The sequence below is a fragment of the Mesorhizobium sp. LSJC269B00 genome, assembly GCF_000502815.1.
Taxonomy (GTDB): Bacteria; Pseudomonadota; Alphaproteobacteria; order Rhizobiales; family Rhizobiaceae; genus Mesorhizobium.
Genome location: NZ_AYVN01000015.1, coordinates 1 through 20,393 on the forward strand (window position 1 = coordinate 1; position 20,393 = coordinate 20,393).

General features: G+C 63.9%; 15 protein-coding genes. 11 read left to right on the plus strand and 4 right to left on the minus strand.

Annotation, left to right across the window (positions count from 1 at the left end; genetic code table 11):
• Window positions 1–196: 196 nt before the first annotated feature.
• Complete coding sequence (locus X771_RS139920) at window positions 197–559, minus strand: nuclear transport factor 2 family protein (RefSeq protein ID WP_023689938.1); 363 nt, start codon at window positions 557–559, stop codon at window positions 197–199.
• Window positions 560–672: 113 nt separating this feature from the next.
• On the opposite strand from X771_RS139920, the gene xylA reads away from it, so the two are divergent.
• Window positions 673–1,998, plus strand: coding sequence for a xylose isomerase (xylA, locus tag X771_RS139915; protein WP_023684279.1), 1,326 nt, complete (start codon window positions 673–675; stop codon window positions 1,996–1,998).
• Window positions 1,999–2,199: 201 nt separating this feature from the next.
• A complete protein-coding gene (locus X771_RS139910) occupies window positions 2,200–2,403 on the plus strand; it encodes a hypothetical protein (RefSeq protein ID WP_023668865.1) in 204 nt (67 codons plus the stop codon).
• Window positions 2,404–2,464: 61 nt separating this feature from the next.
• Here X771_RS139910 and X771_RS139905 read toward each other — a convergent pair whose 3' ends face one another.
• Window positions 2,465–3,445 carry a GlxA family transcriptional regulator gene (locus tag X771_RS139905; protein WP_023668864.1) on the minus strand — a complete coding sequence of 327 codons (981 nt, stop codon included), beginning with the start codon at window positions 3,443–3,445 and terminating at the stop codon, window positions 2,465–2,467.
• 78 nt (window positions 3,446–3,523) lie between these two features.
• Between X771_RS139905 and X771_RS139900 the strand changes: the two genes are divergently transcribed.
• From X771_RS139900 to X771_RS139870, 7 genes are all read left to right on the plus strand, one after another.
• On the plus strand, window positions 3,524–4,447 hold the full coding sequence (locus X771_RS139900; protein WP_023668863.1) for a 3-keto-5-aminohexanoate cleavage protein: 924 nt from the start codon (window positions 3,524–3,526) through the stop codon (window positions 4,445–4,447).
• A gap of 14 nt (window positions 4,448–4,461) precedes the next feature.
• Window positions 4,462–5,085, plus strand: coding sequence for an HD domain-containing protein (locus X771_RS139895; RefSeq protein WP_023696919.1), 624 nt, complete (start codon window positions 4,462–4,464; stop codon window positions 5,083–5,085).
• A gap of 2 nt (window positions 5,086–5,087) precedes the next feature.
• Window positions 5,088–6,182 carry a carnitine 3-dehydrogenase gene (locus tag X771_RS139890; protein WP_023689941.1) on the plus strand — a complete coding sequence of 365 codons (1,095 nt, stop codon included), beginning with the start codon at window positions 5,088–5,090 and terminating at the stop codon, window positions 6,180–6,182.
• 4 nt (window positions 6,183–6,186) lie between these two features.
• Window positions 6,187–7,350 (plus strand): acyl-CoA dehydrogenase, encoded by a 1,164-nt coding sequence (locus X771_RS139885; protein WP_023689942.1) that lies wholly within the window; start codon window positions 6,187–6,189, stop codon window positions 7,348–7,350.
• Between the two features lie 18 nt (window positions 7,351–7,368).
• A complete protein-coding gene (locus X771_RS139880) occupies window positions 7,369–9,447 on the plus strand; it encodes an acetate--CoA ligase family protein (RefSeq protein ID WP_023689943.1) in 2,079 nt (692 codons plus the stop codon).
• Entirely contained in the window at window positions 9,440–10,222 is a 783-nt protein-coding gene (locus X771_RS139875) for a carnitinyl-CoA dehydratase (RefSeq protein WP_023668858.1), read from the plus strand. The genes X771_RS139880 and X771_RS139875 overlap by 8 nt, the downstream gene beginning before the upstream one ends.
• A gap of 167 nt (window positions 10,223–10,389) precedes the next feature.
• Window positions 10,390–11,331 carry an alpha/beta hydrolase gene (locus X771_RS139870; RefSeq protein WP_023689944.1) on the plus strand — a complete coding sequence of 314 codons (942 nt, stop codon included), beginning with the start codon at window positions 10,390–10,392 and terminating at the stop codon, window positions 11,329–11,331.
• Between the two features lie 6 nt (window positions 11,332–11,337).
• Here X771_RS139870 and X771_RS139865 read toward each other — a convergent pair whose 3' ends face one another.
• Together X771_RS139865 and X771_RS139860 are read right to left on the minus strand one after the other, a co-directional pair.
• Entirely contained in the window at window positions 11,338–12,201 is an 864-nt protein-coding gene (locus tag X771_RS139865) for a hypothetical protein (protein ID WP_023689945.1), read from the minus strand.
• Between the two features lie 6 nt (window positions 12,202–12,207).
• Window positions 12,208–13,800, minus strand: coding sequence for an ABC transporter substrate-binding protein (locus X771_RS139860; protein WP_023689946.1), 1,593 nt, complete (start codon window positions 13,798–13,800; stop codon window positions 12,208–12,210).
• Window positions 13,801–14,002: 202 nt separating this feature from the next.
• On the opposite strand from X771_RS139860, the gene X771_RS139855 reads away from it, so the two are divergent.
• Complete coding sequence (locus X771_RS139855) at window positions 14,003–16,258, plus strand: hypothetical protein (protein ID WP_031203157.1); 2,256 nt, start codon at window positions 14,003–14,005, stop codon at window positions 16,256–16,258.
• Window positions 16,259–16,268: 10 nt separating this feature from the next.
• Window positions 16,269–20,141 (plus strand): hypothetical protein, encoded by a 3,873-nt coding sequence (locus X771_RS139850; protein WP_023689948.1) that lies wholly within the window; start codon window positions 16,269–16,271, stop codon window positions 20,139–20,141.
• Window positions 20,142–20,393: the final 252 nt, after the last annotated feature.

The following is a 20,393-nucleotide window of genomic DNA, read 5'->3' on the forward strand; positions in this document are numbered from 1 at the left end:
CGTGAGTCGGCGCGAGGCACCCCCCTCTGCCCTGCCGGGCATCTCCCCCGCAAGGGGGGAGATCGGCAGCGTCGGCGGGTATGCCAGTCTTGTAAGGTGGGTGATTAGCGAAGGCGTGGATGCCAGCCAATCTCCCCCCTTGCGGGGGAGATGCCCGGCAGGGCAGAGGGGGGTGTCTCGCGCCACCCTTAATCGATCACTGCGCCGGCACCTTGTCCAGAAACCCGGTGACGCTCTTCAGGCGCCCATTTTCGATAACACCGATATCGGTGCCTTCGATAACCGACGGCACGCCTTCCGGCCCAAGATTCCACGAGAAGCGGATGCGGTCGCCAAACCCGTCCGGCGTACCCTTCAGCGAGAACCGGAAGCCGGCGAAGCGCTGCTGTACGCCGTCGATCAGCCCAGCAACGCCGGCGTGGCCGTCGCCCTGCATGAGCGGATCGCGGTAGCTGACGTCTTCGGTGAAGGTGGCCTTGAGCAGTTCGGCACGGCGATCCGCATCGGCCTCGTTCCAGGCGGTGATGTAGTTCTGGGCGATCGTATTGAGGTCGGTCATGGTCTGTCTCCTTCGTTGAGTGGCTTTGACACGAGGCTTTTCACCCCAAGCGAGAGCGAAACCAATTACGCCTGAGGTAATCAGGGTGAACTATTCGAGAGAGGACAGAAATCATGAGCAGCGGATTTTTCGGCGACATCAAAGCGATCAAGTATGAGGGGCCGGATTCGACCAATCCGCTGGCCTACCGCTTCTACAATCCCGACGAGGTGGTGGCCGGCAAACGGCTGGAAGACCATCTGCGCTTCGCCGTCGCCTACTGGCATTCTTTCGCCTGGCCGGGCGGCGATCCCTTTGGCGGCCAGACCTTCGACCGGCCCTGGTTTCCCAAGGCTGGCGGCGTCGACACGATGGAACTGGCCAAGCTGAAAGCCGACGTCGCCTTCGAGATGTTCTCGCTGCTCGGCGCGCCCTATTTCTGCTTCCACGACGCCGACGTGCGGCCGGAAGGCAAGGATTTCTCCGAAAGTGCCGCGCGGCTCGACGAGATCGCCGACTATTTTGCCGCCAAGATGAAGAAGACCGGCGTCAAACTGCTCTGGGGCACGGCCAACCTGTTCTCCAACCGCCGCTTCATGTCGGGCGCCGCCACCAATCCCGATCCGGATGTCTTCGCCTATGCGGCGGCGACGGTGAAAAGCTGCATCGACGTCACGAAGCGGCTGAAGGGCGAGAATTATGTACTGTGGGGCGGGCGCGAGGGCTATGAAACGCTGCTCAACACCGATCTTGCCCGCGAGCAGGAGCAGGCTGGGCGCTTCCTCAGTCTCGTCGTCGACTACAAGCACAAGATTGGCTTCAAAGGCACGATCCTGATCGAGCCGAAGCCGCAGGAGCCGACCAAGCATCAGTACGACTACGACGTTGCCACGGTCTACGGCTTCCTCAAGCGCTTCGGGCTGGAGAAGGAAGTGAAGCTGAACATCGAGCAGGGCCACGCGATTCTTGCCGGCCATTCCTTCGAGCACGAGCTGGCGCTGGCCAATGCGCTCGGCGTCTTCGGCTCGATCGACATGAACCGCAACGACTACCAGTCGGGCTGGGACACCGACCAGTTCCCCAACAATGTGCCCGAGATGGCGCTGGCCTATTACCAGGTGTTGCAGGCCGGCGGCTTCAAGACCGGCGGCACCAATTTCGACGCCAAGCTGCGCCGCCAGTCGCTCGACCCGCAGGACCTGCTGATCGGCCATATCGGCGGCATGGATTCCTGCGCACGAGGCCTCAAGGCAGCCGCCAAGATGGTCGAGGACAAGGCGCTGTCGGGTCCGCTGGCCGAGCGCTATGCCGGTTGGAACACGGCCGAGGGCAAGGCGATGCTGTCGGGCAAGCGCTCGCTGGAAGACATCGCCGAGCGCGTGGTGAAGAAGAAGATCGAGCCGCAGCCACGCTCCGGCCGCCAGGAATTGCTGGAAAACATCGTCAACCGCTACGTCTGAGGGCGGAAAGCCGATTCGTTGTGCTCAAGGGTGGCTGGATAACATTCCGGTCGCCCCGGAATGGGGTTTGCGCAAGACCCTATCCGACGACAAGGGTTTGCCCTTTGGCGCCCCTCAATGACCTCGCTCTTGCCTTCAAACTGCCGTCACGTATCTCGTATAAGGATGCGGTTGTGGCGGGTGAAAAGGAGGCGAACCGATATGCAGCATGAACGCGAAATCGACGCCCTGCTCTCATCCGGCGAGACCGGATCGATCATCGACCGGCTGATGGCGCTGCCGCGGCCGACCGACAGCGTGAAAAACGAATGGGATCGTGCTGTCAGCAGCCGATTTGAAGTCCGTCTGGCGAGGCAGATGCGCTCGCAGATGGACGCCGGCAGCGATCGACAGAACGCAGCCTGATCTCCCTTTGTCTGTGCATGTCGTAATCCCAAAACCGCGACACACTTTTGGGCGACATGCATCAACCTCGGCGCAGCCTGACCGGGGCTTCGCCGAACGCTCTTGAAAACGCTCTGGAAAATGCCGCGGCGGACGAGAACCCCGTCCGCCCGGCAATATCCGCCATGGCGATCCGCGTGTCGACCACCAGCCGCCGCGCCGCGCCCAGCCGCAGCCTGAGATAATATGCGCCCGGCGTCTCGCCGATCGACTTGCGAAAAATGCTCTCCAATGTCCGCGCCGTCACCCCGGCGCGTTTTGCCACCGCGTCGATGGTCAGCGGCTGGTCGACATGCGATTCCATCAGCCGGATAGCCTGCGCCAGACGCGGGTCGTAGCCGTCGAGCCGGCCGAGCGAGACCAGCGGCTGCGCGTCGGTCGCGGCGCGCGCCTGGTCGTAGATGAAGACGCTGGCGACATCGAGCGCGACGGCCATGCCGAGCCGGGTGCGGATCAGATGCAGCATCAGGTCGAAGGTCGGCGACGCCCCGCCCGAGGTGAACACCGGTCCGTCGATGACGTAGCGGTCCGGACGCACGTCGACGCCGGGAAAGGCGGAGGAAAAATCCTCCATGTCTTCCCAATGGGTGGTGGCGCTGCGGCCTTCGAGGAGGCCGGCGCGCGCCACCAGCCATGTGCCGGCCTCGACGCCGCCGCAGGCGCGAGCCGCGCGGGCCGCTCGCCGTAATCCGGAAAGCAGAGCCGATGTCGCGTAATTCTGGGTGCCGAAGCCGGCGACGACGACAAGCACGTCGGTCGGCTCGGCCGCATCGAAGCGGCCCCTGACCGCCACCGGCAGGCCGCATGTGGTGACCGGCGCCTCGCCGGTGACCGAGACCAGTTTGAAATCGAACAGCGTCTCGCCTGAGATGCGGTTGGCGGCGCGCAGCGGGTCGACGGTCGACGCCACGCACATGATGGACGAGCCTGAAAACACCAGCAGCGTCACCTTGAGCGGCGATCGCTCAGCGCGAAAGATGGTCGGTTTTTCGCTTTTGATCACGAGAGCTTCGTAAATTGCAAAACAGTTTCCGGCAAGTCGGTCATTGTTAGGGTCTGTTTCTATGGGGAGGAGATGTCCATGCCGCTCGCGATGAACCGTGAGGTTTTCATTACCTGTGCCGTGACCGGGTCCGGCGGCTCGCAGGACCGCTCCCCGCATGTGCCACGCTCGCCCAAGCAGATCGCCGATTCGGCGATCGATGCGGCCAAGGCCGGTGCCGCCATCGTCCACTGCCATGTCCGCGACCCCGAGACCGGCAAGCCGCGCCGCGATGTCCATCTCTACCGCGAAGTGACGGACCGCATCCGCGCGGCAGAAGTCGATGTGATCCTGAACCTGACCGCCGGGATGGGCGGCGACATGGTGTTCGGCTCACCGGAAGCGCCGCTGCCGCTCAATGAAAAAGGCACCGACATGGGCGGCGCCACCAACCGCATGGAACATGTGCGCCAGTGCCTGCCGGAAATCTGCACGCTGGATTGCGGCACCATGAACTTCGCCGAGGCCGATTATGTCATGACCAACACGCCCGGCATGCTGCGCGCAATGGGCGGCATGATGACGGCGCTCGGCGTCAAGCCGGAGATCGAAGCCTTCGATACCGGCCACCTCTGGTTCGCCAAGCAGCTGGTCGAAGAAAAGGTCTTGAATCCCGACGCGCTGGTGCAGCTCTGCATGGGTGTGCCGTGGGGGGCGCCGGACGACCTCAACACCTTCATGGCCATGGTTAACAACGTGCCGTCGACCTGGAACTGGTCGGCCTTCGCCATCGGCCGCAACCAGATGGCCTATGCAGCCGCTGCAGTGCTCGCCGGCGGCAATGTCCGCGTCGGTCTCGAAGACAATCTCTGGCTCGACAAGGGCGTGCTGGCCACCAATGCGCAGCTGGTCGAGCGCGCCGCCAGCATCGTCACCAATCTCGGCGCCAGGATTTTGGGGCCGGAGGAAGTGCGCAGGAAGCTCAACCTCACCAAGCGGGCGCCGATCGCAGCGGCTGCTTAAGACGGGAGCGGATCATGGCTACCGTCAAATTCACTGCGATGAAGGATGGCGACAGGCAAGACTATGAGTTCCTGACCGCCCATGAGATCGACTATGCCGCCAGGACCGGCGAGCGGCTGCTCGACGCACTGGTGCAACTCGACGAAGGCCTGTCGGGCTACAAGATCACCAGGCTCGGCCATTCGCTGCAAGCGGCGACGCGGGCCTGGCGTGACGGCGCCGACACCGACTGGATCGCCTGCGCGCTGCTGCACGACATCGGCGACATCTACGCTCCCTACAATCACGACGAATACGCCGCTTCGATCCTGAAACCTTTCGTGCGCGAGCAATGCACCTGGGTGGTGGAAAAGCATGGCGACTTCCAGCGGCTCTATTACGCGCATCATCTCGGCGGCAACCGCCATGCTCGCGACCGCTTCGCCAGCCATGCCTATTTCGACGATTGCGACCAATTTTGCGAACGCTGGGACCAGTCGAGCTTCGACCCGGACTTCGACACGCTGCCGATCGAATTCTTCCGGCCCTTCGTGCTCGAAGTCTTCGCCCGCAAGGCCTACGACCCCTCCGTGATCCGCTCCGGCGAGCGCGTGCCTCTCATCGACCCCGAAACCGCCAAGACAAGAACCGGAGCCTGACCATGAGCATCATCAACAAGGCAGCCGCCATTGGCGGCGGTGTCATTGGCGCCGGCTGGGTGGCGCGGCTGCTGCTCAACGGCATCGACGTGTCGATCTTCGATCCGGACCCGGAAGCGTCGCGCAAGGTCTCGGAAGTGATGAAGGGCGCGCGCCGCGCCTACAAGCAGATGGTTCCCGGCGGCCTGCCCAGGGAAGGCAGACTGACCTTTGCCAAGACCATCGCCGAGGCGGTGGCCGACGCCGATTTCATCCAGGAGAGCGTGCCGGAGCGGCTCGACCTCAAACACCGCGTACTGGCCGAGATCGATCTCTACGCGCCGGCCAACGCCATCGTCGGCTCGTCGACCTCCGGCATCAAGCCGACCGACATGCAGGTGGCGATGAAGAAGCACCCGGAGCGGCTGGTTGTCGGACATCCCTTCAACCCGGTCTACCTGCTGCCGCTGGTCGAGATCGTCGGCGGCGAGCAGACGTTCCCCGAAGCGATCGAGGTTGCCAAGGAAATCTATGCCTCGATCGGCATGAAGCCGGTGGTGATCCGTAAGGAGATCGAGGCCTTTGTCGGCGACCGCCTGCTGGAGGCGGCGTGGCGCGAGGCGCTGTGGCTGATCAAGGACGGCATCTGCACGGTCGAGGAACTCGACGACATCATGCGCTATGGCTTCGGCCTGCGCTGGGCTCAGATGGGCATGTTCCAGGTCTACCGCGTCGCCGGCGGCGAGGCCGGCATGCGCCACTTTATGGCGCAGTTCGGGCCGTGCCTGAAATGGCCGTGGACCAAGCTGATGGACGTGCCGGAGTTCAACGACGAGCTGGTCGATCTGATCGCCACCCAGTCGGACGACCAGGCGCATGGCCTGTCGATCCGTGAGCTGGAAAGGATCCGCGACGACAATCTGGTCGCGATCATGGATGCTCTGTCTAAACAGAACAAAGGCAAGGGCTGGGGCGCCGGCGCCTTGCAAAAGGACTATACCAGGCAGTTGGCCAAGCTGGCGGCGAAGAAGCCGGCCGCATCCAGGGCCGCCGAGAAGTCCAAGGCATCCAAGCCGGTGAAGAAGGCGGAAAAGCCGAAGAAAAAGAAGAAAGGCTGAGGCCATGGATTTCGGTCTTTCGGAGGAACAGAAGCTCATCGTCGAGACCACGCGCGCTTTCGTCGAGAACGAGCTTTACCCGCATGAACGTGAGGTCGAGCGCACCGGCGTGCTGCGCCGCGAGTTGATCGAAGAGATCAAGGTCAAGGCGATCGAAGCCGGGCTCTATGCCGCCAACATGCCGGCCGATGTCGGTGGCGCCGGCCTCGATACGGTGACCTGGCTGCTCTACGAGAAGGAACTCGGCCGCGCCAACTATGCGCTGCACTGGACCTGCGTCGCGCGCCCCTCCAACATCCTGCTCGCCGGCACGCCGGAGCAGCGCGAAAAATACCTGTTCCCGTGTATTCGTGGCGAGAAGTGGGACTGCCTGGCGATGACCGAGCCCGGCGCCGGCTCCGATTTGCGCGGCATGAAGGCGTCAGCCGTGCAGGACGGCGACGACTGGGTGCTCAACGGCACCAAGCATTTCATCTCCCACGCCGATCTGGCCGATTTCGCAATTAGTTTCATGGCTTCGGGCGAGGAAGAAACGCCGCGCGGCAAGCGCAAGAAGATCACCGCCTTCTTCGTCGACAAGGGCACCAGGGGGTTCACCGTGCGCGACGGCTACCGCAACGTCTCGCATCGCGGCTACACCAACGCCATCCTCGAATTCGACGATTGCCGCCTGCCGGCAAGCCAGGTGCTGGGTGAGGTCCACAAGGGCTTCGACGTCGCCAATTCCTGGCTCGGCGCCACGCGCCTGCAGGTCGGCGCCACCTGTCTCGGCCGCGCCGAGCGGGCACTCGGCCACGCCATCGAATACTCGGCGCAACGCCAGCAGTTCGGCCAGCAGATCGGCAAGTTCCAGGGCGTGTCGTTCAAGCTCGCCGACATGGCGACGGAATTGAAGGCGGCGGACCTGATGGTGTTCGAAGCCGGCTGGAAGTACGATCAGGGCACCGTCACCGATCAGGACATGGCCATGGCGAAGCTGAAGGCTACCGAAATGCTCGCCTTCGTTGCCGACGAAGCAATCCAGATCCATGGCGGCATGGGGCTGATGGACGACCTGCCGCTGGAGCGCATCTGGCGCGACGCCCGTGTCGAGCGCATCTGGGAAGGGACGTCGGAAATCCAGCGCCACATCATTTCGCGGGCGCTGCTGCGCCCGTTCGGGGCTTAAAAAGAAGAGACGGGGAATATGCATAAGCTTGAACGCCTCTTGCGCCCAAAATCCATCGCGGTGTTCGGCGGGGCCCAGGCCGCTGCCGTCGTCGCCCAATCGATCAAGATGGGCTTTGCCGGCGAAATCTGGCCGGTGCATCCGAACAAGGACGAGGTCGCCGGCCGCAAGGCCTATCGCTCGGTCGCCGACCTTCCCGACGCGCCGGACGCTGCCTTTGTCGGCGTCAACCGGCATCTCACCATCGAGGTAATCAAGGCGCTGGCTGAGCGCGGCGCCGGCGGCGCCGTCTGTTTTGCCGCGGGCTTTCTTGAGACCGAGGCCTATGACGATGACGGCGAGCGGCTGCAGGCCGAACTGGTGGCCGCGGCCGGCCAGATGCCGATCATCGGGCCGAACTGCTACGGCCTGATCAACTATGCCGATGGCGCGCTGCTATGGCCCGACCAGCATGGCGGCATCAGGCTGCCCGAAGGCGCCAAGGGCGTCGCCATCATCACCCAGTCCTCCAACATCGCCATCAACATGACGATGCAGAAGCGCGGCCTGCCGATCGCCTTCCTGATGACCGCCGGCAACCAGGCGCAGACCGGCCTCTCCGAAATGGCGCTCGGCCTGATCGAGGATGAGCGCGTCACCTCGCTCGGCCTGCACATCGAAGCCTTCGATTCCGTAGCCGGCTTCGAGAAGCTGGCGGCGCGGGCGCGCGAACTGAAGAAGCCGATCATCGCCATGAAGGTCGGCCGGTCCGAACAGGCCAGGCAGGCGACCGTCTCGCACACAGCTTCGCTCGCCGGTTCGGATGCCGCTTCGGGCGCTTTCCTGCGGCGGCTCGGCATTGCGCGCGTCGATTCCATCCCCGCCTTTATCGAGGCGCTGAAGCTTCTGCACGTCACAGGACCACTGCCCGGCTATAGACTGTCATCGATGAGTTGCTCGGGCGGCGAAGCCTCTGTCATGGCCGACAGCGCCGAAGGCCGCTGGGTCAATTTCCCGGAGCTCACCAGGAAGCACCGCGCCCATGTCAAATCGACGCTCGGGCCGCTGGTCGCGGTCGCCAACCCGTTGGACTATCACACCTTCATCTGGAACAACGAACCGGCGATGACCGCCACCTTCACCGCCATGGTGTCGGGCGGTTTCGACCTCAACATGCTGGTGCTCGACTTTCCACGCCCCGACCGCTGCTCGGTCACCGACTGGTGGGCGACGCTGCGCGCCTTCGAATCGGCGCTGAAGACCAACAAGGCGCATGGCGCGATCGTATCGTCGCTGCCGGAGAACCTGCCGGAGGAATACACCGCCGAGCTGATGGCGCGCGGCATGGTGCCGTTGTTCGGTATTTCCGAGGCCATGGATGCCGCAGGTGCGGCGGCCTTCATCGGCTGGGCCTGGGCCGAGCCGCAGGCGCAGCCGATCGACACGTCGGCTGCAGGTGCTGCCGGCGGTGACCATGTCACCCCTGACGAGGCCGAAGCCAAGGCGCGGCTGATCAAGGCCGGCTTGCCGGTGCCGAAGGCAGAACGTGCCGCTAACGCTGTCGAGGCCGTCATCTCATCCATGGCGCTCGGCTTCCCGGTGGCGCTGAAGGCGCTCGGAGTTACCCACAAATCGGAAGTCGGCGCGGTCAGGCTGAACCTCAAGGACGCCGAATCCGTGAGCACGGCGGCGCATGATCTGCTGCCGCTCGGCACCGGCCTCTATGTCGAGCGCATGGTGCGCGACGGCGTTGCCGAGTTGATCGTCGGCTTCACCCGCGACCCGATGTTCGGCGCCGTCATGACGCTGGGCACCGGAGGCGTGCTGGTCGAGCTGTTGCGCGACAGCGTCACGCTGATGCTGCCGGCGACGCGCGACGACATCGAGGCGGCCCTGCGTGGCCTTAAACTGTTTCCGCTGCTGGACGGCTATCGTGGCCGGCCCAAGGCCGATGTCGGGGCTGCCATCGACGCCATCGCGGGCATTGCCGGCTTCGTGCAGACGAATGCCGGAGAGATCGAGGAACTCGACATCAACCCGCTGATCGTCTGCGCCGAGGGCAAGGGCGCCTGGATCGCCGACGCGCTGCTGGTGCTGGGAGAGAAGAAGAATGTCTGACGTCATTTCCACCCGCCGCGAGGGCACCATCATCGAGGTCACGCTCGACCGGCCCAAGGCCAACGCCATCGACCTCAAGACCTCGCGGCTGATGGGCGAGACCTTCAAGGCGTTCCGCGACGATCCCGGATTGCGCGTCGCCATCGTCAAGACCGCCGGCGACAAGTTCTTCTGCGCCGGCTGGGATTTGAAGGCAGCCGCCGGTGGCGACGCGGTCGACGGCGACTATGGCGTCGGCGGTTTTGCCGGCCTGCAGGAGCTGCGCGACATGAACAAGCCGATCATTGCCTGCGTCAACGGCATGGCGGTGGGCGGCGGCTTCGAGCTAGCGCTGTCCTGCGACCTCATTTTCGCCTCCGACCATTCCTCCTTCGCCCTGCCCGAAATCCGCGCCGGCACGCTGGCTGATGCCGCGACGATCAAGCTGCCCAAGCGCATTCCCTATCATGTCGCCATGGACCTTCTGCTCACCGGCCGCTGGATGGATGTGGCGGAAGCGCATCGCTGGGGGCTGGTCAACGAAGTGCTGCCCAAGGACAAGCTCGAGGAGCGCGTCTGGGAGATCGCAAGGCTGCTCGCCAGCGGCCCGCCGCTGGTGTTCGCCGCGATCAAGGAGACGGCGCGGGTGGCGGAGGCGCTGACCTTCCAGGACGCGATGAACCGCGTGACGCGCCGGCAATTGGCGACGGTCGATGCGCTGTATGGCTCGGAGGACAATATGGAAGGGTTTCGTGCGTTCGCAGAAAAGCGCGACCCGGTGTGGAAGGGGAAGTAGCCTCTTTACCCTCCCCTCGATGGGGAGGGTCGGACCGAAGGTCCGGGGTGGGGTGATGCGCCACCACCCCCCCCCCCCCCCCCCCCNGGGGGGGGGGTAATGCGCCACCACCCCCACCCGCCGCTTCGCGGCGACCTCCCCCATCAAGGGGGAGGTAAAGGAGCTGCATGACCGACTACAAAACCCTCATCGATGCCGAGACCTGGGCCTTCATCGAGCGGACCAATTCCTATTACCCGCCCGATACGATCGACTACACCATCGCCCAGCAGCGTGCGATTTATGACCGGATGTGCCGCGAGTTCTTTGCCGGCTATCCCAATGGTGTGACGGCGGAAACGACTTTCATTGCCAACCGATCACACGACATCCCGATCCGCATCTATCGCAGCGCTACCCCGAACACGGCGGCGATGGTGCTCTACATCCATGGCGGGGGTTTCATCCTCGGCGGCCTAGACAGCCATGACGATGTCTGCGCCGAGCTCTGCGCCCGCACCGGTTACGAGGTGGGTTCCATCGATTACCGGCTGGCGCCGGAGCATTTGCACCCGGCCGCTTTCGACGATGCTTTACGTGCCTTCGAATGGGCAGCCAAAACCTACGACCGCCCTATTCTGCTGTGCGGCGACAGCGCCGGCGGCAATCTCTGCGCGGCTGTTGCTCACGCAAGGCGTGGCCATGCCAAAAAGCCGATCGGCCAGGTGCTGATCTATCCGGGCCTCGGCGGCGACCGTTCGAAGGGCTCGTATGTCACGCACGCCGAAGCACCGATGTTGACCATGCGCGATCTCGAATTCTACAAGCACATCCGCACCGGCGGCGCTGACGGTACTGGTGACATCACCTTGTCGCCGCTCGCCGACACCGATTTCACCAAACTGCCGCCAACCGTGCTGATCACCGCGCAATGCGACCCGCTGTCGTCCGACGGCGAGGCCTACCGCGACCGCATCCTTACCGCAGGCGGACACGCCAGCTGGTCCGAGGAGCCGGGGCTGGTGCATGGCTATCTCCGGGCCAGGCACACGGTCGGCCGGGCCCGCGCCTCCTTCAGCCGCATTGTCGAGGCGGTTTCCGTGCTGGGCAAGGGCGACTGGATCTGGTGATCCGGCTCAACCGCGGACAAAGGCGATCAGCGCCTCGGCCATGCGATCGTTGAACTCCCGGCGAAAGCGGTTTTTCTTCAGCCATTCCGGATTTGAGCCGACGGTCTTGTTGGCATCGACGACAATACCTTTGCCGTCGACGATGAAATAGTCGATGGCGCCGAAATCCAGATTGAGCCTTTGCCGCACCGCCAGCACCTCCGGCGGGACGGCGCCGCCCACCTCATTGCTCAGGATTTTTGAGCCGGCGCACAACACATCGTCGTAGACCTGCCGCATGTTGACCTCGGCACCGAGCAGGAACATGTAGCGGTGCTTGACGATGGGCAGGTCGAGCGTATCGAAAGCGAACTTTTCCACCATCAGGCGATTGTTGCGCCATACATCCCGCGGAACCTCGCCGATCGTCTGGTAGACCTTATAGGGCGGGCACAGGCGGTCCTTGTAGCCGGGTTCGAAGAGCTTGCGGATGGCATGCGCGCTCCTGGTCAGGCCGTTGCGATGCTGCCACCAGCGCTGCTCTGGTCGGCCCCTGGAGTTGAGGACCGTCTTGACGACAACCGGCCCCTCGTGGCTGTCGCCTGCCTCCAGCTTCAGTGTCGAATAAAGGTGCCGGTGGATGGACAGCGCGCGGCCATTGATGGTGCGGTCGTAGAGGTGGCCGAGCCCGCGGTACGTTGGCGGCACGACTGTCAGGTCGACATGCAGAAAGGCCACCGGCGCCCGATCTCGGCCGGCTGGCCGGTCGAGCAGGCGCACTTTCAATCCAGCCTGTTCCAGGTAAGGCAGCAACTGCGCGATGCTATAGCTCCGCACCAGTCGGAAATTGCGCAGGCTCTCTACATAGACATCGAGATCGGCGGCAGACACCGAACGCTATTCCTTGATATCGACGCCCGAGAAATCATGGTGATCAAAGGGGTCCATGACATAGCCCGTCACCTGTTCGCGCATCGGCATCGAGACCACGGAGTGGGCGATAGCGACCCACGGCATCTGCTCCCTGAAGATCGTTTGCGCCTGCGAATAGAGTTTTGCGCGGGCAGCGGGATCGACGATCCCGGCTGCCTGCTTGAGCAGATCGTCGAAGGCCGGAAAACACCAGTTGGCACGATTGGTGGTGCCGACGCCGGCACAGCCAAGCGGCACCGACAGGAAGTTGTCGGGGTCGCCATTGTCGCCGGTGAAGCCGAACAGCATGGCGCCGTCGCGGTCGCGTGACTTCGAGCGCGCAAGGTATTCTGTCCACTCATACGTCACGACTTCCACGTTGACACCGATCTTTGCCAGGTCGGACTGGATCATTTCGGCCATACGCTGCGCATTCGGGTTGTAGGGACGCTGCACCGGCATCGCCCAGATCTTCATGTGCAGGTCTTTTACGCCGGCATCGGCGAGCCCCTGCCTGGCGGCGGCGGGGTCGAAGACATGATTGGGGCTCGTCTTGTCATAGGCCCAGGAGGTCGGCGGCAGCGGATTGCGTGCGACTTCACCGGTGCCGCGGAACACGACGTCGACCAGCGCCTGCGTGTCGATGGCAATGGCGATCGCCTTCCTCACCCTTGGATCGTCGAAGGGCTTCTGCAAGGTGTTGAAGGCGAGGTATCCCGTATTGAGGCCCTCCTGCCGCATGACCTTGATTCCGGGCGTCGCCTTGATCGCCTCCAGGTCGGCCGGATTTGGATAGGGCATGAGATCGCATTCGCCGGCGCGCAGCTTTTCCATGCGAATGCTGGCATCGGTGGCAATGGCGAAGACGAGATCGTCGATCTTCGGCTTGCCGCGCCAGTAGTCCGGATTGGCCTTGTAGCGGATGACTGCATCCTGCTGGTAGTCGACAAGCTGGAACGGACCCGTCCCGACCGGCTTCAGCGCCAAGTCGAGAAGCCGCTTCTCTGCGACGAGCTTGTCGGCATATTCCTTGGAAACGACCGAAGCGAAATCCATCGCCAGGTCGGCAAGCATCGGCGAATGCGGCGCCTTCAGCGTCATCACCACAGTATGGTCGTCAAGCTTGCGCCAACCGGCGACAAGATCCGGCATGCCGATGCCGTCGAAGTAAATGTACTGGCGTTTGGCGTAATTGTTGAACGGGTTCTGCGCGTTGGCCTGCCGGTGGAAGGTGAACAGCACGTCATCGGCATTGAAGTCGCGACTAGGCGTAAAGCCCTCGACGATGTGGAATTTCACGCCCTGCCGCAGGTGGAATGTGTAGGTGAGGCCATCGTCGGAAATCTCCCAGCTTTCGGCAAGGCCGGGGCGCACCTTGGTGGTGCCGGGCTCGAACTCGACCATGCGGTTGTAGAGAGCGGTGGCCGAGGCGTCGCGGGATCCGGAGGCGAGTGCGGGATCGAACGTATCGGGGCTAACCTCGGTGCAGTAGACCAAGGTCTTGGCTACGGATTGATGGACCGGCAACGCACATGGAAAAAGCGCCGCCAGCAAGAGAACGAAGTGCCTGCGTGTCATGATCCCCCCAGGGTTGGGAAGACGCTAGCAGAAGCCGGCACTGACGGTAAGTAAGCCGGCCGGTCTTTCGCGCGCCAAGACTGTTTTCCACCTTGAGTTGACACAAGGAATTGGCCGCGCCTCTGTGAAATGGCGGACAGACCCGGCCGCCGTTTTGCATGAACCTTTCCGCTTCAGCCTGCGACTGACGACCAGGCGCCGCATGGTGCGGGCCGGAAAGGATGCCCCCATGACCAGGACCCCAGAGGCTCCACGGTCTCCGGGACCAACGCAAGCTCAGCGCGACCACCGCCTTCGGGATGGAGTCGATGCGCTGGGCTTTCGGCTGATTCCGTTGACCCTGCGCAGGAGCAGGCGTATCGTGAAGATGAGGAAAGCAGACAATTCGATCAGGGACGAACGTGCCGGAACGCCGCGCCTTGCCCTGTTTCGCGCGGCCGGACCGGATGTTCCTCCCGAAAACTTCGGGGGGAGTTTTATGTCCTGCGATCGCGGCGCGTCCATGTCGTCTCCAAGCGGCGGTTTGCGCCGTTCGCTCCATCTGGCCGGCGGTTTGCTTGCCCTGGCGCTGAGCGCCACGCTCTGGTTGGACACAGCCGCCCAAGCGCAGGAAACCCAGATCATCTATCCCGGCTCGATGGCGGTCACCGGATTTTCCGGCACCGTCATTCCCAATTTCGACTCTGCCGATTCCGAAAGGGGGGGGCTGCCGCCCGGCGTCGACCCGGTCGACGAAACCTTCATCGACACGACGCGCGCCACCTTGCGCGTCTTCGACGTTTCGGCGCTCGGCGGACCGGCTTCCGGCCAGCTCGTCTACACGCCGCCGCCTTTCGAGGTGACGGCCGAACAGATCGGCCAGGTGTTCGCCATTACCTATGATGACGGTGTGCGCGACGGCGTTCCCACGGGCGTCCCCAACCTCTATGCCGGCGCGACCTCGCTGCACGGCATCCGTATCGTCACCCCGGACGAAGATGCCGACGGTCGGCCCGAGCGACAGCGCCGCGGAACCGCAGGCGCCGTCTTCATGGACGGCCAGTTCGGCACCGAAAGCGGTGGCGGTCCGGGCACGATCTGGAAGATCGACGGCATCACCGGCGCGGTCTCCAAATTCGCCGACATTGACACCAACAGCGGTTCCGGCATCGGCGACATCAGCTTCGACAGCAATCACCGCGAGTTCTTCGCCAGCGACCTCGACACGGGCTTCATCCACCGCCTCGACGCCAACGGCACGCTGATCGACACATTCGATCACGGCGTTGCCGGGCGGCCGGCGCATGGGCTGGCTCCCGTCGCCGATGACGGTGCGGTGATGGACATACAGGGTGCTGCCTTCGACTCGGAAGACCCCGACACATGGGGCTACACGCAGGACGAACGCCGCGTCTGGTCCGTCGCCTATCATGGCGGCCGGCTCTATTATTCGGTCGGCGAAAAGGCCGAGATCTGGTCGGTTGGCATTGCCCGCGATGGCAGCTTTGCCGGTGATCCGCGCTGGGAGCTGACGGTCAAGGCCGACAAGGACTACGCCGTCACCGACATCGCCTTCGACAACCAGGGCTTCATGTATCTGGCGCAGCGCGGCCCGGTCGAGAATCGCTACGATTACAGCCAGTTCGCCGATTCCGGCAAGGGCGAGGTCATCCGCTACTGGCGCGAAAACCCGGACGATCCGGCGACGGAATCGGTCTGGGTGGAAGAGCCGCAGGAATATGCAGTCGGCTTCCCGCAAGGCAACCGGCAGTCGGCCGGTGGGCTCGACCTGCAATATGGCTATGACGCCGACGGCAATCTCGACACCGGCGTGTGCACCGACACGCTGGTCAACACCGGCGACAAGCTGCGCGACAACCCGACACTTGCCGACCAGCTCGCCGCCGGCGGGCCGCTTGCCGTGCACGGCGTGCAGATCACGCCGACGCCGTTGGTCAAGCCGGCCAACGTGCCGCCTTTCGGCTCGTGGTTCGTCGACTTCGACGGCTATTTCGAAGACCCAGAAGTGGAAGGCCATGTCGGCGACGTCGAGGTCTGGCACCCCTGCGACGGCCGTGCCGGCTATTATGAAGAGATCCCAGGCGGTTATCTGCCGCCGTTCTATCCGCCGGGCTTCCCACCGCCCGGCGATCTGCCTCCGTGCATCGATGTCGAGGATGTTCAGTTCTACTGCACGCCTCGCGGCCTCCAGGCCGACCTCTATCTCCATGACCATGCCGGCTTTGGCGGCGATTCGATCAAGGTCCAGTCCATGACACCAGGCGTCGGGGTGACATCACCCCAGTCGCATGCTCCCGGTAAGCCTTACACGGTCGACATCACCGGCCATTCTCCGGGCGACAGAGTCGATGTTGGACTTTGCTTCTACAGGCAGTCCGACAAGGACAAGGGTGGCTACTACCCTTGCTGCAAGATGACTTTGCCGCTCAGAACCCCAGCCGTCAGCTGCGAACGTTGAGGAGGGGAAGATGAAAAATCTCGCACTTTCCCCGACCGCGAACAGCAGTCAATCCACCGGCAAGCAGCCAACCGTCATGGAGACCATCATGAAACCCCTGTCATATGCCAGGCGCGGCGCGCGCTGGCTGATGGCGGCCGGTATCGCGGTCGCCATGTTCACCCCTGTGGCAAGCCACGCCGAAGATGCAGTCCCGATCACTCCGGAACTGCGGCTCGACCTAGACAATTCAAAAATCGTCAATCCGAGGCCGGAACGGATCGTGCCGTTCTTCACCAAAACAGGCACACAGAGGAGCTGCGACTACGTCGTCTACTCCCTGAGCTTTGGCCTGCGCGGCGACTCGCAAGGCTTTGCCGACCCAAGCTTTTCGGCCAGGCTGAAGAAACTCCAACTCGACTTCAAGGATCAGCTTCCGCACGGTCTTGCGATCGTCAACGTCAACGTGTCCGGCGACGGCACGGATGCGTCTGGCGGACCGCTGCCGGGTGCGACAATCAGCACCTCGGCTAATCCGAACGATACGGCAAGGGTTTCCGATTTCCGGATTTCCACCACCGATCTCGACGGCGCTGGGGCTGGCAATGAACGCGTCATCAATTTCAAGATCACCGCCAAGATCGACCATGCGGCGTTTCCTTCGCCGACCATCGTCGACAACCAGGGCATGATCAAGGTGACGCCGGGCGTCGGCACGGGGGCCATCATCCCGTCGCAGGATCCGGGCAAGCCCGACGACGGCGACTACAAGACCGGGGCCAAGACCTCGATCAAGATCGACCTCACCAACTGTGACAAGCGGCCTCCGCCTCCCGACCGGGAATGTTTCAAGGTGGAGCGCGGCACGGTCGATTGCGTGCAAGGCGGCGGCGCGTTCATCTACCACATGCCTGTCGGCCCGGAGATGGGCGGCAAATGGGTGCAGGTATCGACGACGACCCCAGGCATCACCATCATCCCCGACACGCAATTGGTGCCGGCGGGCGGCGGTGTGCTGAACTGGAAGATCGTCGGTGCATCGCCCGGCGACGTCATCCACCTCATCGTCACCGGCATCGAGACCTATGCCGGCCCGAAGGAGGGTTGGGGACTATGCTGCACGCAGACCATCGACATCGTCATCCCGCGTGACTTGAGATGTCCCCCCAAGGACAAGGAACCGGACCTCAAGGTCGAGAAACGCGCCGACGTGACGCGTTGCACGATGGGCGGCGGCTGCGACTTCACCATCAAGGTCACCAATGTCGGCGACGGGCCGTATCACGGCAAGATCGTGCTCGACGAGGTGACGCTGCCGGCCGGCTCGACTCTGGATTCAGGGCCCAACCCGCCCTGGGTATGCATGCCCGGCGTGACCCCGATGACGTGCACCTATCCGGTGACCACGCTCAATCCGGGGGCCTCCATCAACCTCAAGCTCGGCTTCAAGCCGGCGGGTGGTTGGCAAGGCAGCGCGTTGCGCAACTGCGCCACCTATAATTACGGCGCCAGCGGCAAGCCGCTGTTCGGCAGCCAGCAGAACGATCGCGGCTGTGCCTCGATCCCGATCTGCCGGCGTGGCGACCGCGACCGCGATTGCCGGCCCCCAGTCGACAAGAAGGTCGACTTGATCCTGAAGAAGCGTGCCCGCATCCCGGTCTGCACGCCCGACGGCATCTGCTACTTCGTGATCGACATCATCAACAATGGCAGCGTCCCCTATAATGGGCCGTTGACGGTTGTCGACAATTACCCGGGCGGCGCGCCGGCCTCTTCGACCTTCGGCCCGTCTCCGCCCTGGACATGCGGACCGAACGGTCCCGGCCAGTTCCGCTGCGACAATGCCGGCATCGTGCTGATGCCGGGCGCATCGACGCCGATCGTCGTCAGGGCGGTCATGCCGGCCGGCTACCAGTCGGATTCGGTCGAGAACTGCGCGGCGCTGAAGCCCGTCTCCGGTGAGGTCGACCTCACCAACAACAAGGCCTGCGCCAAGGAACGCTTCCGTCATCCCAATGGCGGCAAGCCGACCCTACGCATCACCAAGGTCTGCAATGGCTCGCTCGCCGGTGCGGCGGTGGTTTCCTGCCGCATCACCGTCATCAGCCTTGGCACCTCTGCCCCCACCGGTCCGGTGCGGGTCAACGATGCTGCCACGCTGATATCGGGTGGCGCGCCGGTCCAGATCCAGACCGTCACACCCGACGGTGCGGAATGGGCCTGCGGAGCGGTTCCGGCCAATGCGCTGTCATGCCAGATACCCGGCGCCGCGATGACGCCCGGAACCTCCAGGCACTTCGACGTGACGGTCTTGGCCAATGGCGCGTTCGAGAACTGCGCACGCGGCTCATACGGCCCGGCCCCTGGAGACGACGTCGTCTACCCGATCGGCCAGGCCTGCGCCAAGGGCGGCGGCACGTCCACCATCAGCGTCAAGAAGACCGGCGATGCCGAGTGCCAGCCGGGGCAACCCTGCTCGTTCGAGATCACCATCACCAATGATGGCCAGACCGCCTTCTCCGGTCCGGTCCGCATCGGCGATGCGATCGGGGTGGACGGGCTGGGGCGGCTGCAAGGCGTCGCGATCACCTCGATCGAACCGCCCTTCGGCTGCTCGCCCGAACCGACGACCTTGCCGTTGACCTGCATTGCCAACCTGACGCTCGGCGCCGGGGAAAGCCATGTGCACAAGGTCACCGTGGTCCTTCCCGACGCTCCCTTGGTCAATCTGCGGGGCAACGTCAGCGGCCAGAACTGCGTCGGCGTCTTGTCTCCCGACACCAGGGTGCAAGGCGGCGGCGACGTACTGCCCGGCGACCTGACCAACGTCCAGGGCGATCGCGGCAAGGCCTATGCCTGCCATCCGTTCACCATCAAGCGCGAGGTGAAGAAGGAATGCTCGCCAGGCTTCGTCATGAACGATGCCGGCCGGTGCGTGTGTCCGGAAGGCACGACGTTCCGCAACGGCCAGTGCTCGCCCGACGGCGGCGTCATCATCCAGCCGAAGGATCCGAGGCCCTGCGTGCTGCTCAAGGGCCAGATCCGCACCGAGGATGGACGCTGTGTCTGCCCGCGCGGAACCGAGCTTGAGAACGGCGCTTGCGTCAAGACCGACAAGCCTGGCTGCACCATCCCCGGTTCGGTCCCGACGTCGGACGGCAATGGCTGCTACTGCCCGGAAGGTACGCATCTCGACCGACAGGCAAATGCCTGCGTGCGCGACAAGCAGAAGCCCGAGCAGTGCGGCATACGCGGCCAGGTTCATGACGCCGATGGCGATTGTGTCTGCCCGCGTGGGACAGAGGTGCGCAATGGAGCCTGCCGGCCGATCCGGCCAAAGCCTGAACAATGCTCGATCCGTGGTCAGATCCAAAACGCCAATGGCGATTGCGTCTGCCCGGACGGCACAGAAGTCAGGGGCAAGGTCTGCCGGCCGATCCGGCCGAAGCCCGAGCAGTGCTCGATCCGCGGCCAGGTCCACGACGCCAACGGCAATTGTGTCTGCCCGCGGGGTACCGAGGTGCAAGGCAATGCCTGCCGGCAGAAGAAGCCTGTGCTGGAACAGTGCGACATACGCGGCCAGGTGCACAACAAGCGCGGCGAGTGTGTTTGCCCGCGCGGCACCCAGGTGATCGACGGCGCATGCCGCAAGCCGAGGCCGCAGGTGGGAGACTGCGCCCCGGGCTCGCAGATGGTCGGCGGCCAGTGCGTGCCGATCATCAGGCGGCGCTGCCCCGAAGGCACCGTTGGTCGGTTCCCGAACTGCAGAGCCATCCGGCAGCAGCCGTCGCTCGATCCGACCCTGTTGCTCAATCCAGGTGTCCTTCAGCAGTTCATACCGAAGCGCACGCCGCAGACGCAGGTACAGCCGCAAAGGGATCCGGCGGCCAACTTCAAGCCATAGGATCTGGATACGAGTCAAAATTCAGAGCCCCGTCGGAGCGATCCGGCGGGGTTTTCCTTGGGCGCGCTGCGGCGATCGGGCGGCCAGGTATTCGCCGAACCCGCTGCCGGGCGCAGCAAATACCGACTTTCCCTTTTCGGGATCATGGTCTAGAGCAGTTCATCGTTTCGTGGAAACGCCGAACCGCTCTATCTCTTTGTTTTCACGCAATTCCGGACGGAAAGCCGTTCCCACTTTTCCNGTCTAGAGCAG